The 15,237-nt window shown below is 72.9% G+C and carries 16 protein-coding genes; 7 read left to right on the forward strand and 9 right to left on the reverse strand.

The features are described 5' to 3' along the window. On the forward strand, window positions 1-501 hold a 501-nt coding region (locus tag DY245_RS37930; RefSeq protein WP_147318427.1), incomplete at its 5' end, for a PadR family transcriptional regulator. Between the two features lie 72 nt (window positions 502-573). Here the strand turns inward: DY245_RS37930 and DY245_RS37935 are convergent. After that, a complete protein-coding gene (locus DY245_RS37935) occupies window positions 574-1,002 on the reverse strand; it encodes a type II toxin-antitoxin system Rv0910 family toxin (protein ID WP_128511647.1) in 429 nt (142 codons plus the stop codon). 288 nt (window positions 1,003-1,290) lie between these two features. On the opposite strand from DY245_RS37935, the gene DY245_RS37940 reads away from it, so the two are divergent. The 3 genes from DY245_RS37940 to DY245_RS37950 all read left to right on the forward strand — a co-directional run bounded on the left by DY245_RS37940 (window position 1,291) and on the right by DY245_RS37950 (window position 4,181). Next, window positions 1,291-1,821, forward strand: a complete 531-nt coding sequence (locus tag DY245_RS37940) for a Clp protease N-terminal domain-containing protein (RefSeq protein ID WP_128511648.1) — start codon at window positions 1,291-1,293, stop codon at window positions 1,819-1,821. Between the two features lie 49 nt (window positions 1,822-1,870). Continuing rightward, window positions 1,871-3,025 (forward strand): EamA family transporter, encoded by a 1,155-nt coding sequence (locus DY245_RS37945; protein ID WP_128511649.1) that lies wholly within the window; start codon window positions 1,871-1,873, stop codon window positions 3,023-3,025. A gap of 178 nt (window positions 3,026-3,203) precedes the next feature. Then, window positions 3,204-4,181 carry a DMT family transporter gene (locus DY245_RS37950; protein ID WP_128511650.1) on the forward strand — a complete coding sequence of 326 codons (978 nt, stop codon included), beginning with the start codon at window positions 3,204-3,206 and terminating at the stop codon, window positions 4,179-4,181. Window positions 4,182-4,275: 94 nt separating this feature from the next. Here DY245_RS37950 and DY245_RS37955 read toward each other — a convergent pair whose 3' ends face one another. Further along, window positions 4,276-4,938: an FMN-binding negative transcriptional regulator gene (locus tag DY245_RS37955; protein ID WP_128511651.1), complete on the reverse strand. Its 663-nt coding sequence runs from the start codon at window positions 4,936-4,938 to the stop codon at window positions 4,276-4,278. Between the two features lie 9 nt (window positions 4,939-4,947). Further along, complete coding sequence (locus tag DY245_RS37960; RefSeq protein ID WP_425329495.1) at window positions 4,948-5,625, reverse strand: pyridoxamine 5'-phosphate oxidase family protein; 678 nt, start codon at window positions 5,623-5,625, stop codon at window positions 4,948-4,950. 23 nt (window positions 5,626-5,648) lie between these two features. On the opposite strand from DY245_RS37960, the gene DY245_RS37965 reads away from it, so the two are divergent. After that, complete coding sequence (locus DY245_RS37965) at window positions 5,649-6,980, forward strand: aminotransferase class I/II-fold pyridoxal phosphate-dependent enzyme (protein WP_128511652.1); 1,332 nt, start codon at window positions 5,649-5,651, stop codon at window positions 6,978-6,980. A gap of 211 nt (window positions 6,981-7,191) precedes the next feature. Here the strand turns inward: DY245_RS37965 and DY245_RS37970 are convergent, their stop codons facing one another. Continuing rightward, a complete protein-coding gene (locus tag DY245_RS37970; protein ID WP_244943517.1) occupies window positions 7,192-8,100 on the reverse strand; it encodes an SMI1/KNR4 family protein in 909 nt (302 codons plus the stop codon). 126 nt (window positions 8,101-8,226) lie between these two features. Beyond that, a complete protein-coding gene (locus DY245_RS37975; protein ID WP_181924046.1) occupies window positions 8,227-9,306 on the reverse strand; it encodes a DMT family transporter in 1,080 nt (359 codons plus the stop codon). Between the two features lie 74 nt (window positions 9,307-9,380). Between DY245_RS37975 and DY245_RS37980 the strand changes: the two genes are divergently transcribed. Beyond that, window positions 9,381-10,289, forward strand: coding sequence for a LysR family transcriptional regulator (locus DY245_RS37980; RefSeq protein ID WP_128511654.1), 909 nt, complete (start codon window positions 9,381-9,383; stop codon window positions 10,287-10,289). A gap of 20 nt (window positions 10,290-10,309) precedes the next feature. Here DY245_RS37980 and DY245_RS37985 read toward each other — a convergent pair whose 3' ends face one another. The 3 genes from DY245_RS37985 to DY245_RS37995 form a co-directional block, all read right to left on the reverse strand. Next, the gene (locus DY245_RS37985) at window positions 10,310-11,680 is read right to left on the reverse strand and encodes a carboxyl transferase domain-containing protein (RefSeq protein ID WP_244943518.1); all 1,371 of its coding nucleotides are present in this window, start codon (window positions 11,678-11,680) and stop codon (window positions 10,310-10,312) included. A gap of 79 nt (window positions 11,681-11,759) precedes the next feature. Continuing rightward, window positions 11,760-13,220, reverse strand: coding sequence for an acyl-CoA synthetase (locus tag DY245_RS37990; protein WP_128511655.1), 1,461 nt, complete (start codon window positions 13,218-13,220; stop codon window positions 11,760-11,762). A 179-nt stretch (window positions 13,221-13,399) separates the two neighbouring features. Continuing rightward, window positions 13,400-13,864 carry a pyridoxamine 5'-phosphate oxidase family protein gene (locus tag DY245_RS37995; RefSeq protein ID WP_128511656.1) on the reverse strand — a complete coding sequence of 155 codons (465 nt, stop codon included), beginning with the start codon at window positions 13,862-13,864 and terminating at the stop codon, window positions 13,400-13,402. 227 nt (window positions 13,865-14,091) lie between these two features. Between DY245_RS37995 and DY245_RS38000 the strand changes: the two genes are divergently transcribed. Continuing rightward, entirely contained in the window at window positions 14,092-14,739 is a 648-nt protein-coding gene (locus tag DY245_RS38000; protein ID WP_128511657.1) for a cysteine hydrolase family protein, read from the forward strand. A 26-nt stretch (window positions 14,740-14,765) separates the two neighbouring features. Here DY245_RS38000 and DY245_RS38005 read toward each other — a convergent pair. Beyond that, window positions 14,766-15,237 (reverse strand): Rieske (2Fe-2S) protein (locus DY245_RS38005; protein WP_147318428.1); only part of this gene is annotated, 472 nt, incomplete at its 5' end.

The following is a 15,237-nucleotide window of genomic DNA, read 5'->3' on the forward strand; positions in this document are numbered from 1 at the left end:
GGCCCGCCTTTCGGGGGGCCGCCCTTCGGCGGCGGCCGGGGGCGCGGCGGACCGCGCGGCCGGGCGCGTCGCGGCGATGTGCGCGCCTCGATCCTGGCGCTGCTCAAGGACCGTTCGATGCACGGCTACGAGATGATCCAGGAGATCGCCGAGCGCAGCGGCGGGGCGTGGAAGCCCAGCCCCGGCTCGGTCTATCCGACCCTGCAGCTCCTTGAGGACGAGGGGCTGATCGCCAGCGCCAGTGAGGGCGGCAAGAAGCTGTTCTCGCTGACCGACGCCGGGCGCGCCGAGGCCGACAGCGGCTCGGACGCCCCCTGGGAGGACGCCGGCCGCGGTGTCGACTGGGAGGCGATGAACGAGATTCGCAAGGCGGGCGGCGGCCTGGTCGAGGCGTTCCGGCAGGTGTGGGCCACCGGCAGTCCCGAGCAGCGGGAGAAGGCCATGGCGGTGGTCAACAAGGCCCGCAAGGAGCTGTATCTGATCCTTGCCGAAGAGGACTGAGTGAGGGTGAGTGAGGGGGAATGTGGTGGTGAGCGGCCCCCGGGGGGGCGATGAGCGGTGGCTCCCGGAGGGTCAGGCGACCAGGCCGGCGAGCTTGCGCAGCGATTCGTTGAGCGCGGCGCTCGCCGAGTCCTTGAGTTTGCCGGCCATCAGTGAGACCGCGGCGCCGGTGAACGCCCCGTCGATCCGTACCGCCGTCGCCTCACCGTCCGGTGTGAGCTCGTAGCGCATCCCCAGGTTGACGCCCATCGGGCCCTTGCCCTCGATGTCGAGCAGCCGGCCGGTCTCCAGCTCCCGCACGGTCCAGGTCACCTCCGCGGGGAAGCCCATCAGCTTCATGTTCTCCTCGTAGGCCGCGCCCACCTCCAGTGTTTCCGGGCCGCCCTTGGGGAAGGCGGTGTGGGTGGCGTTCCACTCCCCGTACGCATCGAAGTCGGTGAGCCGGGCCCAGACCTTTTCGGCCGGTGCCTCGATACGGGCCTGAGCGGTGACTTCGGCCATGCGATCACCCCTTCGGTGACGGTCCTGGCTGGTGCCGCGGAACGTAGCCGTACGGGGGTGAAGGTTCAATACCGATGACCGTGAATTGCTGATGAGTCGTCAGGTTTCTGTGGTGGGCGGTTCGGGGGACAGGTGAGCGGCGGCGCCCCGCATGTCCGGCCTCCACAATTCCCCCGTATCTCCTCCCTGAGGATGAGATGCCGTGCGGGCATGCCCAACCAGCGTGGGATGCGCAAATGCTTCCCGCCGGGGATGCTCCGGCGCTCAGAGCCTGGTGGGGTGGGGGCTGTGCAAAACCGTACTGCGTACAGTGGCGGGGACGGCCCCGCCCAGGAGGACCTCGATACCCAGGTCACCGTGGAGCTCGCGTCGGTGGTCTCCGCTGCCCGCAGGCGGGCCACCCGCGACGGTGACCGGCAGGTCGACACCGCGCATCTGCTGCACGGCCTCCTGGAATCGGACCCCGCCGTGCGCGCCGCCTTCGACGGCGGACCGCAGGTCGCACGGCTGCTCGGCTACCTCGTACAGCGCAGCATCGGCTACGGACTCGAGTGGCACGGCACCGTCGAGGACTCCGGCGCGGTCCCCGTGGTCACCGAGGGCGGCGTACCCGGCTGGTCGCCGGCCGCGGCCGCCGCCATGGACGGCGCCCTCGACCGCGCGCACGCCCGCTACGCCACCCGCGCCGGCTGCCTCGATCTGCTCGCCGCCCTGGTGGACGACCCCGAATCCCGGGCCGTCGAGGTCCTGCGTCGGGCCTCCGTCGACACCGCCCGGCTCGCCGCCCGCCTGGACGGGGAGCGCCCCGGCCAGGACTGACAGGGGTATCGGGGGTGGCACTGCTGACCGCGGCTGTCATCATGACCCGATGCACGCGTCTTCGGGGAGCCCGGCAGGTCCATCGACCGGCCCGGGCCAGGGAACTCCAGGGTCCGCGGGGGCCCAGGCACCGGCCACCGTCGGGGCGAGCCGCAACGGCGCGCCCCGGGGGCGCGGCGCCGGCCTCGGCATCGCCCTGCTCTCCGCGCTAGCGTTCGGCGGTTCGGGCGTCGCCGCCAAGCCCCTGATCACGGCCGGCCTCGAACCGCTGCATGTCACCTGGCTGCGGGTGGTCGGCGCCGCGCTGGTGATGCTCCCGGTCGCCTGGCGCCACCGCGATCTGCCGCGCCGCCGGCCCGCGCTGCTCGCCGGCTTCGGGCTGCTCGCCGTCGCCGGCGTACAGGCCTGCTACTTCGCCGCGCTCTCCCGTATCCCGGTCGGTGTCGCGCTGCTCATCGAATACCTGGCGCCCGCCCTCGTCCTGGGCTGGGTCCGGTTCGTCCAGAAACGACCGGTCACCCGGGCCGCGGCGGTCGGCGTCGTGCTGGCCGTCGGCGGCCTGGCCTGCGTCGTGGAGGTCTGGTCCGGGCTGAGCTTCGACGCCATCGGCCTCGCCCTCGCGCTCGGCGCGGCCTGCTGCCAGGTCGGCTACTTCGTGCTCTCCGACCACGGCAGCGACGGCGATGACCAGGTGGACCCGCTCGGCGTGATCGCCTACGGCCTGCTGATCGGCGCCGTCGTACTCACCGTGATCGCCCGCCCCTGGGGCATGGAGTGGTCCGTGCTGGGCGGCAGCGCGGAGATGAACGGGACCCGGGTGCCCGCCGCCGCGCTGCTCGCCTGGATCGTGCTGATCTCCACGGTGGCCGCCTACCTCACCGGAGTGGTGTCGATACGCCGGCTCTCGCCACAGGTGGCCGGGGTGGTCGCCTGTCTGGAGGCGGTCATCGCGACGGTCCTGGCCTGGGTGCTGCTCGGTGAGCACCTCTTCGCACCGCAGATCGTGGGCGGGGCGGTGGTGCTGATCGGCGCCTTCATCGCGCAGTCGGCCAAGCCGAAGGCGACGGAGACGGTCGTGGTGGCGGCTGCCGGTACGGGGACGGGGGACGCCGGGGGAGCGAGTTCCCCTGGTGGCGCCGCATCCCCCGGTGGAGCCCCGGCCCGCTCCGGGGACGACTTGTCGGCCGGATCGTGTACCACGTAGGGTGACGATCATGCATTCGACCGTATTGCCCCCTCCCGCCGCGTAAGGCGGGCGGCGGCCTCCGAGGAAACCCCGGCTCGGGCTGGTTCCCGAGCCGGTCGTCGCTGCCTGCACACGGGATCACGCGACCATTCCACGGCGCACCGCGCCGTCCTGGATTTCCCGGAGCACACCTCCCATGCATGCCACTTCTTCCTCCGCCCTGCCCGTGGGCCGGGGGCTTGTGTACGTGACGTTCGCCGCGACCGCCTGGGGTACCGCCGGCGCGGCCGCCGCCCTCCTCTACCGCGACAGTGGACTGGGCCCGATCTCCCTCACCTTCTGGCGCACCTTCGGCGGCCTGGTGCTCCTGCTCGCCGTACGGGCGGTGCTGCGCCGCCGGACCGGCGCCGCGGCCGTCCCCGCCCCGTACGAGCCGATGCGCCGGCGTGTGCTGCGCATCGCCGTGACCGGCGTCGCCCTCGCCGTCTTCCAGGCCGCCTACTTCGCCGCCGTCGAAGCCACCGGTCTGGCCGTGGGCACCGTCGTCACCATGGGGGCGGGTCCCGTCCTGATCGCCATCGGAGCGCGCGTGACGATGGGCGAACGGCTCGGCGCGGGCGGGGTCCTGGCCGTCGGCGGGGCGCTGGCCGGGCTGGCGATCCTGGTCCTCGGCGGAGCCGGAGCCACCACGGTCCGTCCCGCCGGCATCGGCTACGCCCTGCTGTCCGCGGCCGGCTGTGCCGTGATGACGCTGGCCACCCGGCGGCTGGGCAAGGGCGGCGGCAGCGATCAGTACGCCTCGACGGTCAGCGCCTTCGCGGTCGGTGCGCTGTGCCTGCTGCCGCTCGCGGCGATGGAGGGGCTGTGGCCCCAGGCGCACGAGCTGGGCCGCAGCCTCTGGCTGATGGGCTATATCGCGGCGGTGCCGACGGCGCTGGCCTACGGGCTCTACTTCGCGGGGCTGGCGGTCGTGCGCGCCGCGACCGCCTCCGTGATCTCGCTGATCGAGCCGGTGTCGGCCGCGGCCATCGCGGTGCTGTTCCTCGGGGAGCGGCTGACGATGGCGACGGCGATCGGCACCGGTGTCCTGCTGATGGCCGTGGCCGCACTGGCGGTCACGGAGGCGCGCGGGGCGGTGGTGGCCGCCCGGGCGACGGCGCCGGTGGCGAGCTGAGGACGGGTGCCCGGCCGGCTGTGTCGGCCGGGCACCCACCTGGCGGTCCGGGCCGTTGTGGCCATGGGGCCAAGGGTCCGTTCAGCGGGGCCGTTCAGGACGTGGGCGTCCCTGTGGAGGCAGCGGCGGCCGCCAGGCGGCGCTGCTGGTGGCTGCGGGCCGCCGCGTCACCGGGGCCGTCGCGCTGGGCGAGGCGCTCGGAGACACGCTGCTGGACCGCCTCGCTCCGCTTGCCGCCGTACTTGAACTTGGCGCGGACCTCCCGCACTTCGAGGCGCAGACCACGGATGCCGGACAGCAGCCGCCCGTACGGTGCCTCGCCCGCGGCGACCGGAGCCGAGCCGCCGTCGGGCTGGAAGTGGCCCATCTGGCGCTGCAACAGCGCCGCCTTGGCCTCCGGGTCGTCCACGACATGGGCGGTGCAGGTCAGCTGGACCGCGGCGTAGAAGCTGGTGGGGACGCCGTGCTCGGGCGGCTGGTCCTCGGTCGCCTGCCAGGGGCCGGGGATGAAGGTGTAGTCGTCCACCACGCTCAGCAGCACCGTCGGCCGGTCCTCCAGCGCGCCCCAGAGGGGGTTGGGGCGGGCCAGGTGGGTGACGGCCTCGCGGCGGGCGGGGTCGTAGGCGAAGTGCAGCGGCTGCACCATCGGCGGTTCGCCGGGCAGGCCGTTGGCGGCCAGCTGGCCGAAGTCGTGGGCCGCGAGCCAGTGTTGCCACTCGGTGTCGTCGGCGGGGGCGTCCCAGGGGTGGATCAGCACGGTGGCTCCTCAGCGGGCGGAGAGGTACGCCGGCTCGGGGGTGCCGGGGGCCAGGTCGTCGGAGGGTATGGGGGCGCCGTACACCGGTGCCACGGGAAGGACGCCGCTCCAGTACGGCAGCGCGAGATCCTCCGGCTCCTCGCTGGGGCCGCCAGTGCGGATCTTGGCGGAGACCTCGCGCAGGTCGAGGCGGATCACGGCGGTGGCGGCCAGTTCCTTGGCGTTGCCGGGGCGGGAGTCCGCGGCGCGGCCGGGCACGACGTGATCGACGAGCGCATCGAGCGCGGCCGTCTTCTCCTCCTCGTCGGTGACCTGGTGGGCGGTGCCGTGCACCACGACACAGCGGTAGTTGATGGAGTGGTGGAAAGCGGACTTGGCCAGCACCAGACCGTCGACGTGGGTGACGGTGACACAGACCTCAAGGCCGGGGTCCGGTGCCTGACCGGCCATCCGCAGCGGGCGGGAACCGGTCGAACCGTGCAGATAAAGGCGGTCGCCGACCCGGCCGTAGAGCGTCGGCAGGACGACCGGGGAACCGTCGCGGACGAAGCCCAGATGGCAGACGTAGCCCGTGTCGAGGATCGCGTGCACCGTCTCGTGGTCGTAGGCGGCGCGTTCTCGGGCGCGGGTGGGGGTCGTGCGGTCGGTCGGTGCGTACGACTCGGCGCGGGCCATTGCCATCTCCATTGCACTAGTGCATAATCAAGTTTGTGCTAGGAGAGTATCGGATCGAAGGGCGGCGCGCATCGGAGATTGCCGCCAGTGTCGAGCAAGCCGTCGGTGCGGGCGAGCTCCAACCAGGCGAAGTCCTGCCCCCGCTAAGGGAGTTGGCCGTCTACCTCGAGGTCAATCCGAATACGGTCGCGGCCGCGTACCGCACGCTCCGCGACCGAGGGGTGATCGAGACGGCGGGCCGGCGAGGCAGCCGGGTGCGTCCCCGTCCCCCGAGCACGTCACGCGAGGCGTTGCGGGTGGAGGCGCCGCCGGGCGTCCGGGACGCCGCCGACGGCAACCCCGATCCCGCCCTGCTGCCCCCGCTCGAGCGGGCGCTGGCCGAGGCCGCCGCGTGCAGCGCGCGGCGGCCCGTGCTCTACGGCGCGCCGGCCGTGGGCGACGATCTGGCGGCGCTGGCCCGCTCGGCCTTCGCCGCCGACGGTGTGGCAGAGGGGCCGATCGCCGTCACCAGCGGCTCACTGGACGCCATAGAGCGGGTGCTCGCCGCCCATCTGCGGCCCGGTGACACGGTGGCGGTCGAGGATCCCGGGTGGGGCAGCCTGCTCGATCTCATCCCGGCCCTCGGGCTGCGTCCCGCACCGGTCGGCGTGGACGAGGAAGGCCCGCTGCCCGAGCAGTTGGCGCGTGCGCTCCAGGACGGCGCCCGGGCCGCCGTCGTCACCGACCGGGCGCAAAACCCCACCGGAGCCGCCGTCAGCCGGGACCGCGCCACCGAACTCCGCACGCTCCTTGCCGAATATCCCGGCGTACTCCTCATCGAGGACGACCATGGCCACGGCATCGTCGACCTCCCGCTGCATCCGCTCTCCGGCGTCACCGACCACTGGGCCCTGGTCCGCTCGACGGCCAAGGCCTACGGCCCGGATCTGCGCCTCGCGGTGCTCACCGGCGACCCCGTGACCGTCGACCGGGTGCGGGGCCGCCAGCTTCTGGGCCCCGGCTGGGTCAGCCATCTGCTCCAGGATGCTGTCGCGCATCTGTGGCGGACCTCCGCGATCGACCCCGAGGAGGTGGCCGGAGCGTACGGCCGGCGCCGGGATGCGCTGATACGGGCACTGGCGGAGCGCGGAGTGCGTGCGCGGGGCCGCAGCGGGATGAACGTCTGGGTACCGGTCCCGGACGAGACCGGCGCGGTGGCCCGGCTCCTGCACTCCGGCTGGGCGGTGGCTCCCGGTGCACGCTTCCGTATGCACTCCCCACCGGGCGTGCGTATCACCGTCTCCGGCCTCTCCGACGACGACATAGCCCCCATCGCCGACGCCGTCGCCGCGGCAACGGGGGTGGGGGAGGCGCGACGGTACGAGTGAGAGGTGCGAGAGAGGCCGGAGTGAGAGGTGCGAGAGAGGCCGGAGTGAGAGGTGCGAGAGAGGCCGGAGTGAGAGGTCCGAGTGAGAGGTCCGAGTGAGGGGGGATTGGGGCGGGGGCGAGGGAGTCACGGGATACGGGGCATGGGGCCCAGGTCCAGCGGTTGCCGGGGCCGGTGGGCGCGGTGGCGGCGGGGCCCTCGCCGATGGGGGCTCAGCCGTCGTAGCTCTGGAACCAGTGGGTTTCGAAGTGGCGGGCGGCGGAGTGAGGGAGCGTCCGGTCGGTGAGCAGGCGGTAGACGTACTCGGTGGTGGAGCCGTCGAAGCGGCTCCATTCGCCCTCCTCGCCGCATGCCAGAAGAGGCCACTTGTCGGGGTCCGGGCCCTCGGTCAGCCAGAGGAACGCGTCCGCCTGCTCGGTGGATGCCCATCGCAGCAGCCCGCCCGGCGCGGGAAACGGCTGGTACGGCTTCCACATCGAGTATCCGTCGGTTCTCGCCCACCCGGCGATCCGTAGCGCGTCCCCGACGAGATCGCTCTCCTCGGACGGCAAACCGGGCACTGCGAGATCGATGAAGCCGTCGAACGCCCCGTAACCGAAGATCTCCACCATGTCCTTGTAGTCGGCGGGCAGGCCGCAGCCCAGCCGGGACTCCACCGCCACCCAGTCGACGGTGTATTCCCGGTCGGCCCGGTGGCCGGTCAAGGCGATGAGCCGGTCCAGCCACGTGGCGCCCTGGGGCAGACCGTTGGCCACCGGCGCGGGCCGGGTGGCGATGATCAGCACCACTCGCCGACCCTCGCCCGTGTCGATCTCTCCACAGCCGATCCAACTGCCGCCCAGGATCCAGGCACGCATCTCCAGGACCGCGGTCCCGAACGGCCGAAGGAGTGGCAGCCCACGCTGTTCGGTGACGGTTGGATCGATGAAACCCCCGGTGGCGAGATTGCGCGGTGAGCCGTACCGGCCGGAGAGCGTCTCGATGAGCGGAGGGAGCGTCATCTCGGCCGAGCCCATGCGGCAGATGTGTCCGGCTTCGTGCCCGCGCACGGAGCACTGCAACTCTTGCCGTGGGGGCCAGGCCAGGGAGTGCACCGAGTTCAGCAGCGTCTCTTCGTTCACGAGGCACAGTGAAGCGCACAACAGTGACAACCCCCGAGCCCGGGCTCGGGGGACGGACCTGGATCCGGGGCTGGATCCGGGGCTGGATCCGGGGCTGGGTCTGCGGCCGGGGCCCCGGTGGGGCCGTCAGTCGGTGGCCGCTCCGGGCCGCGCGGGCGACGGGCCGGTGGAGCGTGGCTTGCTCTGGGTGAGTGCGGCGCCGGCCAGGACGATCAGCGCGCCGACCGGGGTGTTCCAGCTCAGCTGTTCGTCCAGGACGGCGACTCCGGCGGCGGTGGCGATCACGGGAATGAAGTAGGTGACCATCTGGGCGGTGGTGGGGCCGATCTCGGCGACCAGACCGTACTGGAGGAGGAAGGCGAAGCCGGTGCCCAGTGCGCCGAGGGCGAAGACGGCGAGCAGCGGGACGAGCGGGTAGCTGGTCGGTGCGGTGGTGAACAGGGGGGTCACCACGGCCAGTTGGACGGTGGCGAGCAGCAGCTGGGTGCCGGACATGGACAGATGGGAGTGCGGGGCGCCCGCCAGGGTGCGGCGGACGTAGATCCAGCCGATGGGGTAGCTGAGCGAGGCGCCGAGCGCCATCGCGGTGCCGGCCAGATCCGTACCGGCGAAGCCCTGCCAGGCGCCGAGCACGGTGAGCACGCCCAGGAACCCGATGCCGAGCCCCGCGACCCGGCGCCGGGTGGGGCGGTCCTCGGAGAGTGCGACGACCGACAGCGCCATGCCCCAGAGCGGGGAGGTGGCATTGCAGATGCCGGCCAGCGTGGAGGGGATGGTCAGTTCGGAGTAGGCGAACAGGGAGAACGGCAGCGCGTTGAGGAGGAACGCGGCGACGGCGAGGTGACCCCAGGTGCGGGCCGAGCGCGGGAGCCGCTCACGCTTGATCACGAGCATGGTCAGCAGTACCAGCGCACCGAACGCCACCCGGCCCAGCGTGACCTGCAGCGGCGCGAAGCCGTGCGTGCCCACCTTGATGAAGAGAAAGCTGAAGCCCCAGACGAGGCAGAGGGCGGCGAAGCGGATCGGCCAGCCGAGGGCGCGCCCGCGCCGCGCCGTCCCGCTGCCGGGGCCAGCGGAGGCCGGAGTGGCCGGAGTGGTCGTGCCGACGATCTTCGGGCCCGCGGTGGTGGCCGTGCGGGGCGACGGCGAGTTCGCGGGGTTCGCGCTCGGGGCGGCGGCGGTGGGTGCGCCGGTGGTGGTGCTCATGGCCTCTACGATGCTGTGTACAACTTCGTAGCACAAGCGAGTTTTTGTGCGGGGTATCGCGTAGAGTTGCTTACATGTTGAACCTTGATCGCCTACGGACCCTGAGTGCGGTCGCCCGCCACGGTTCGGTGAGCGCGGCCGCCGACGGACTGCATGTGACGACCTCGGCCGTCTCGCAGCAGATCGCCAAGCTCGAACGGGAGACCGGGCAGCAGCTGCTGGCGAAGAACGGGCGCGGAGTGCGGCTGACCGACGCCGGCCGGCTGCTCGCCGATCACGCGGGGCGCATCCTCTCCCAGGTCGAGCTGGCACAGGCCGAGCTGGAGGCGCATCGCGGCCAGGCGGTGGGCGAGCTGCGGCTGGGCGCGTTTCCCACCGCGGCGCGCGGGCTCTTCCCGGCCGCGCTCGCGGCCCTGCGCGCCGAGCACCCGCAACTGCGCGCCCGGCTGCGGGAGATGGAACCGGACGAGTCGGTGCGCGGCGTGGTGCGCGGCGACACCGATCTCGCGGTCGTCCTGGACTGGTACAACCGGCCGCTGTCACTGCCCGAGGGACTGGCCAAGGCCCCGCTGCTGGACGATCCGGCCGACGTGGCGATGCCGTCGGCGCATCCGCTGGCCCGGCGGCAGTCCGTGGAGCTGGAGGAGTTCGCGGACGACGAGTGGATCTCCTGGCCGCAGGGGGAGTTCTGCCACGAGTGGCTGATGTTCACACTGCGCAGCAAGGGCATCGAACCGCGCATCGCGCACATGGCGGAGGAGCATCACACCCAACTCGCCCTGATCGCGGCCGGGTTGGGCGTCGCAGTGGCTCCGCGCCTCGGCCGCGGGCCGGTGCCGGAGGGGGTGAGCGTGGTGCCCGTACGCCATACGATGCGCCGCCATGTCTACGCCATCTGGCGCGCGGACGCCGACCGCAGACCGTCGATCCGCGCCGCGGTGGGCGCGCTCCGCATGGCCGGGAAGAGCATGGAGGGCTGCTGACGCCGGAGCCGCCGGCCGCATCAGGACTCGGCAGCCCCCTCTCCGGCCGGTCCGACGATGTCGCGGATGATGCCCAGTTCCCGCAAGTCCTGTGGGCGGATGCGGAGTTGATCGGCGGTGTCGTGGATCTGTGCCTCGTCGCGTTTGAGGATGGCCGCGGCCAGTTCCGGGGCGATCACGGAGAAGTAGCTGTCCGGTGTCGCCCAGAGCCGGTCCGGTGCGGCGAGGGCCAGTGCGCCGCCCGAACCGCCTTCGCCGATGAGCAGGGAGGTGACCGGCACCCGGGCGGTGGCCAGCGCAGCGAAGGTATCGGCGATGGCCGCGCCGGCACCGGCCCGCTCGGCCGCCGCGTCGTTCGCGGCGCCCGGGGTGTCGACCAGGGTGAGGACCGGGATGCCGAGCCGGTCCGCGAGCCGGATAAGGCGCGCGGCGGTACGGAAGCCGGCCGGGCGGGTGGCCGTGCCGCACTGGGCCGCGAAGGCGATCGTACGGCCGTCATGACGGCCGAATCCGCAGCGTATGCCGGGGTCGACACCGCCGCAGCGGTCGCCGCTGATCTCCTCAAGGTCGTCGAAGTACGCCCGCAGATACGCCTCGGCGCGCGGCCGCCGGGCCGCACGGGCGCGGACCACCGCACCCCAGCCGGTCTCCGGCAGCCCGGATGCGCCGAGTGCGTACGGCGGCGGTGCCGGTGCGGCGGCAGGGCTGCCGGGCTCCCTCGGGGTACACAGCAGATGCAGCCACCGCTGGAGCGTGGTGCGCAGCCGGTCGGGCGGGACGAGGGCGTCGATATGGCCGGACGCCAGCTGTCCCTCGGCGGAGTAGGCGTAGGGATCGGCGTCCGGGGGCCGGACCCGCGAGCCCGCGAAGCCGATCTGTGCCCCGGGGAGCGCGAGGATCACATCGGCGCCCGCGCCGAGCGTGGCCCAGCCGCCGCCGGTCGTCGGATCGCGGAGTACGGCGAGCTGCGGCAGCCCCGCGGCACGGTTCAGCGCCGACTGCCCGGCCACCCGCTGGAGCTGGCTCAGCGCGCGCATACCCTCCTGCATCCGGCTGCCGCCGGTGGCGATCAGCGACACGACCGGCAGGCCCCGCTCCCGCGCCCGGGTGTAAGCGGCCTCCAGGCGGTCGCCGGTGCGTTCGCCGAGGGAGCCGCCCAGATAGCGGAACTCGAAGGAGACCACGACCGCTTCCGCGCCGCCGATCGTGGCCAGGGCCGTGACCACCGACTCGTCCTCGCCGGTCCGCGCGCGGGCCCGGGCCCGCGCGTCGTCATAGCCGCTCCAGCCGAGCGGGCCGTCCGGCGCGGACGACGCGGTGGGCACGGCGGACGGGGCTTGGGGCCGGCCGGGCTCGGCGAGCTCGGTATACGTATCCGCGACCGCCGCGATGGCCTGACGGGCCGTCAGCCGGATGCAGGGCTTCGCCGCGGCGGAAGCGCCCCCGTCGCGTCCCCCGTCGCGCTCCCCGTCACGCACGGAGCTCTCGCTTCAGGATCTTGCCCATGTCGTTGCGCGGCAGCGCGTCCAGGAAGTGCACCGTGCGTGGGCGTTTGTGCGGCGCGAGCTGGTGGGCGACATGGTCGGCGAGCTCCTCGCCGGACGGCGCCGGTCCGGCATCCGGCCCGGTCTCCACCACGACCCAGGCGACGATCCGCTCACCGAGGTCCTCGTCCGGCGCACCCGTGACGGCCGCCTCGGCGACACCAGGGTGTGCCAGAAGCGCATTCTCGATCTCGCCCGCGCCGATCTTGTAGCCGCCGCTCTTGATCAGGTCGGTGGCCTTGCGGCCGACGATGCGGTAGTTCCCGGAGGCGTCGCGGATCGCCATGTCGCCCGTACGGAACCATCCGCCGTCGAAGGCGGCGGCGGTGGCGTCGGGGCGGTTGAGGTACTCCACGAAGAGGTTCGGGCCGCGGACCTGGATCTCGCCGACCGTCTCGCCGTCGCTCGTCTCGATGGCCCGGCCCGCGTCGTCGACGAGCCGGACATACACCCCCGGAAGCGGTACCCCGACCGTGCCCGCGGCGTCCGGACCGTCGGCCCGCACGCTGGTGTTCATGAGGGTTTCGGTCATGCCGTAGCGCTCGATCACGCGTCGGCCGGAGGCTGCCGCGATCCGCGCATGGTCGGTCAGCGGCAGCGCGGCCGATCCGGAGACCAGCAGCCGGGCGCGGGAGAGCGCCTTGGCGAGCGCCGGGTCCTGGCCGGCCTCGGCGGCCAGGCGGTGGTACATCGTCGGCACGCCGAACAGCATCGTGCCGTCCGCGGACAGCTCCCGGGCGACCGCGTCGGTGCTGAAGCGGCCCAGGTGGTGCACGCTGCCGCCACGGCGCAGCGGCCCCAGGATGCCGAGGATCAGGCCGTGGACATGAAACAGCGGCAGGGCGTGGACGAGGACGTCGTCGGCGGTCCACTGCCAGGCGTCCTCCAGCGCGTCGAGGGTGTGCGCGATGGCGCGCCGGGGGAGGACCACGCCCTTGGGCGGTCCTGTGGTGCCGGAGGTGTAGACGATCAGGGCGGGGGCCTCGTCGCCCGGTTCGTACGGGAGCGAGGCCGGCCCGGACTCCTCGGACGGCTCGGCGGCGTCGACGTCGATACGGGGCAGTGCGCCGAGCGGACCCGGCAGGTCGGCGCCCGGCTCGGCCAGCACGAGCGTCGGCGCGCTGTCCGCCACGATGTGCGCAAGCTCGCTCTCGCCGATCTTCGGATTCACCGGTACGGCGGCCACCCCGGCGAGCAGGGCGGCCACCACGCCGACCGAGGTCTCCAGCGTCGGTGTCGCCCAGATCGCGATCCGGGTCTCGCCGCCGATCCGTTCGGCGAGCGCCCCCGCCACCGACGCCAGTTGGCGGTAGCTGAGTGCGCGGTCGCCGAAGCGCAGCGCGGGTGCGGGCGAAGCGTCGCGCAGCGCGGGGAAGAGCACGTTCACCGGATCTCCTTCGTCCTCGTCGGCGCCCGGACCGTCGCGGCCGGGCCGTCCCGCTCCCGCACCCTTGCGCGGTGCGCAGCGGGCTGACCCACACCACTCTCGCAGAGACCACTGACAACGCGATCACCTCGCCGGGAATGGCCCCGTCCGCGCACGTCAATCGCGTTGATCGCGCGCCCTCACCCCGGGATCTTGCGGAAGTCCCACGAGGCGACGGACTCCGGCGTCAGCCGCAGCCATGCGTGCCGGCCGTCGTGCGGCATCTCGGTCATCCCGAAGTACTTCTGCGCGAACAGCCGCTCCGGGGCGGCCAGTTCGGGGCACCGCTCGCCGGTGCGCGGCGCCTCGCCGACGAAGTCCGCACGGCCCGCCAGCTCTGCCCCGCGCAGCTCGCCGTACTCGTGCCCGTCGTCGACGACCACCGCGAGCCGCGGATCCTTGCGCAGTTGCGCCCACCGCTTGCTGCGGGTGATCGAATACAGCCACAGCGCCGCCCCGTCCCAGACGAACCACAGCGCCCCGACGTGCGGCGCGCCGTCGCCCCCGACCGTCGCGACCCGGCAGGTGCGCTGCGCCCCGAGGAATACGTCCAGCTCGTCCCGCGTCATCATGATCCGGCGCCCGCGCCGCTGAGTGTCGGCCATCCGTCATCGCCCTCCGCCGTGCATCCGCGTATCTGACACCGCTCTGACACCGACCACCTGTACCGAACCGCCGGCGGCCGACCCATCTGACTAGGTGTCAGAAATCATGAGGGCTCTTCCTGGCGGGCGCAATGCCCGATAGCCTCGCGCGCTCGAACAGGCCCGCCGGGGATCAGGCCCACCAGGGAGTGGCCCGACAAGGATCGGGCCCGCCAGAGGAGAATGCGATGTCTTCGCACGCTGCACGGCTCATCGAGCAACTGGACCCGGCCACGACGGTGCTGCTCACCGTCGAGTGCCAGCGCGGCGTGGTCGGCCCGGACAGTGCGCTGCCCGAACTCGCCGACGCCGCCCGCAAATCGGGGGCGCTGGCGAACGTGGCCCGCCTGGTGGCGGCCGCGCACGACGCCGGCGTCCAGGTGCTGCACGCGGTCGCCGAACGCCGCCCCGACGGCCGCGGCGCCAATCACAACGCCCGCCTCTTCACGGCGGCCGAGCGGCTGCCCGTCCAGCAGCTCACCGGGTCCACCGCGGTGCGGATCGCCGATCCGATACCGGTCTCGGCGGACGATCTGGTGGTGCGCAGGCTGCACGGTCTCTCGCCGATCGCCGGCACCGATGTGGACGCACTGCTGCGCAATTTCGGGTGCCGCACGCTAGTCGTCACCGGCGTGTCGGCGAATGTGGCGATCCCCAACGCCGTGTTCGACGCGGTCAACCTCGGCTACACGGCCGTCGTGCCCGCGGACGCCATCGCCGGGGTGCCCGCCGACTACACCCCCGCGATGGTCCGCAACACCCTCGCTCTGGTCGCCACCGTCACCACCACCGACGACGTCCTGACCAGCTGGAAACGACCGCGCAGCGGCCGCTGAGGGGCCGGCCGGGCGGCCTGCTCCGGTCAGCCGAGGGTGACCGATCCGCCCTTGACGTTCACCTTGGCCGGCGCCAGCCCCTTGGTGGCGGGGCCGTGCTTCACGCTGCCATCGGTGATGTCGAACTTGCTGCCGTGGCACATGCAGTTGATGGTGCCGCCGGAGACCTCGCCGACGAGGCAGCCCGCGTGGGTGCAGACCGCGGAGAACGCCCTGATCTCGCCGTCCTGCGGCTGGGTGACGACGACCTTCGCGTCCTTGAAGATCTTGCCGCCGCCCTTGGGTATCTCCGCGGTCCTGGCGAGCGCAGCCCCGCCCCCGCCCGCGCTGCCGTCCCCACCTGCGCTGCCGTCCCCACCGCCGGAGTTGTCACCCCCTCCGCTCGCGTCCGGGGCGCCGGCCTGACCGCCGCCTCCCTCCTTGCTGCCGGTCGCGTCCGCCATGCCGCCGCCGCAGGCCGCGAGCGCCGCCGTCAGCCCGGCCGCGCCGACCGCGGCC

Origin of the sequence: Streptomyces inhibens, assembly GCF_003389455.1 — a bacterium.
Classification (GTDB): Bacteria; Actinomycetota; Actinomycetes; order Streptomycetales; family Streptomycetaceae; genus Streptomyces; species Streptomyces inhibens.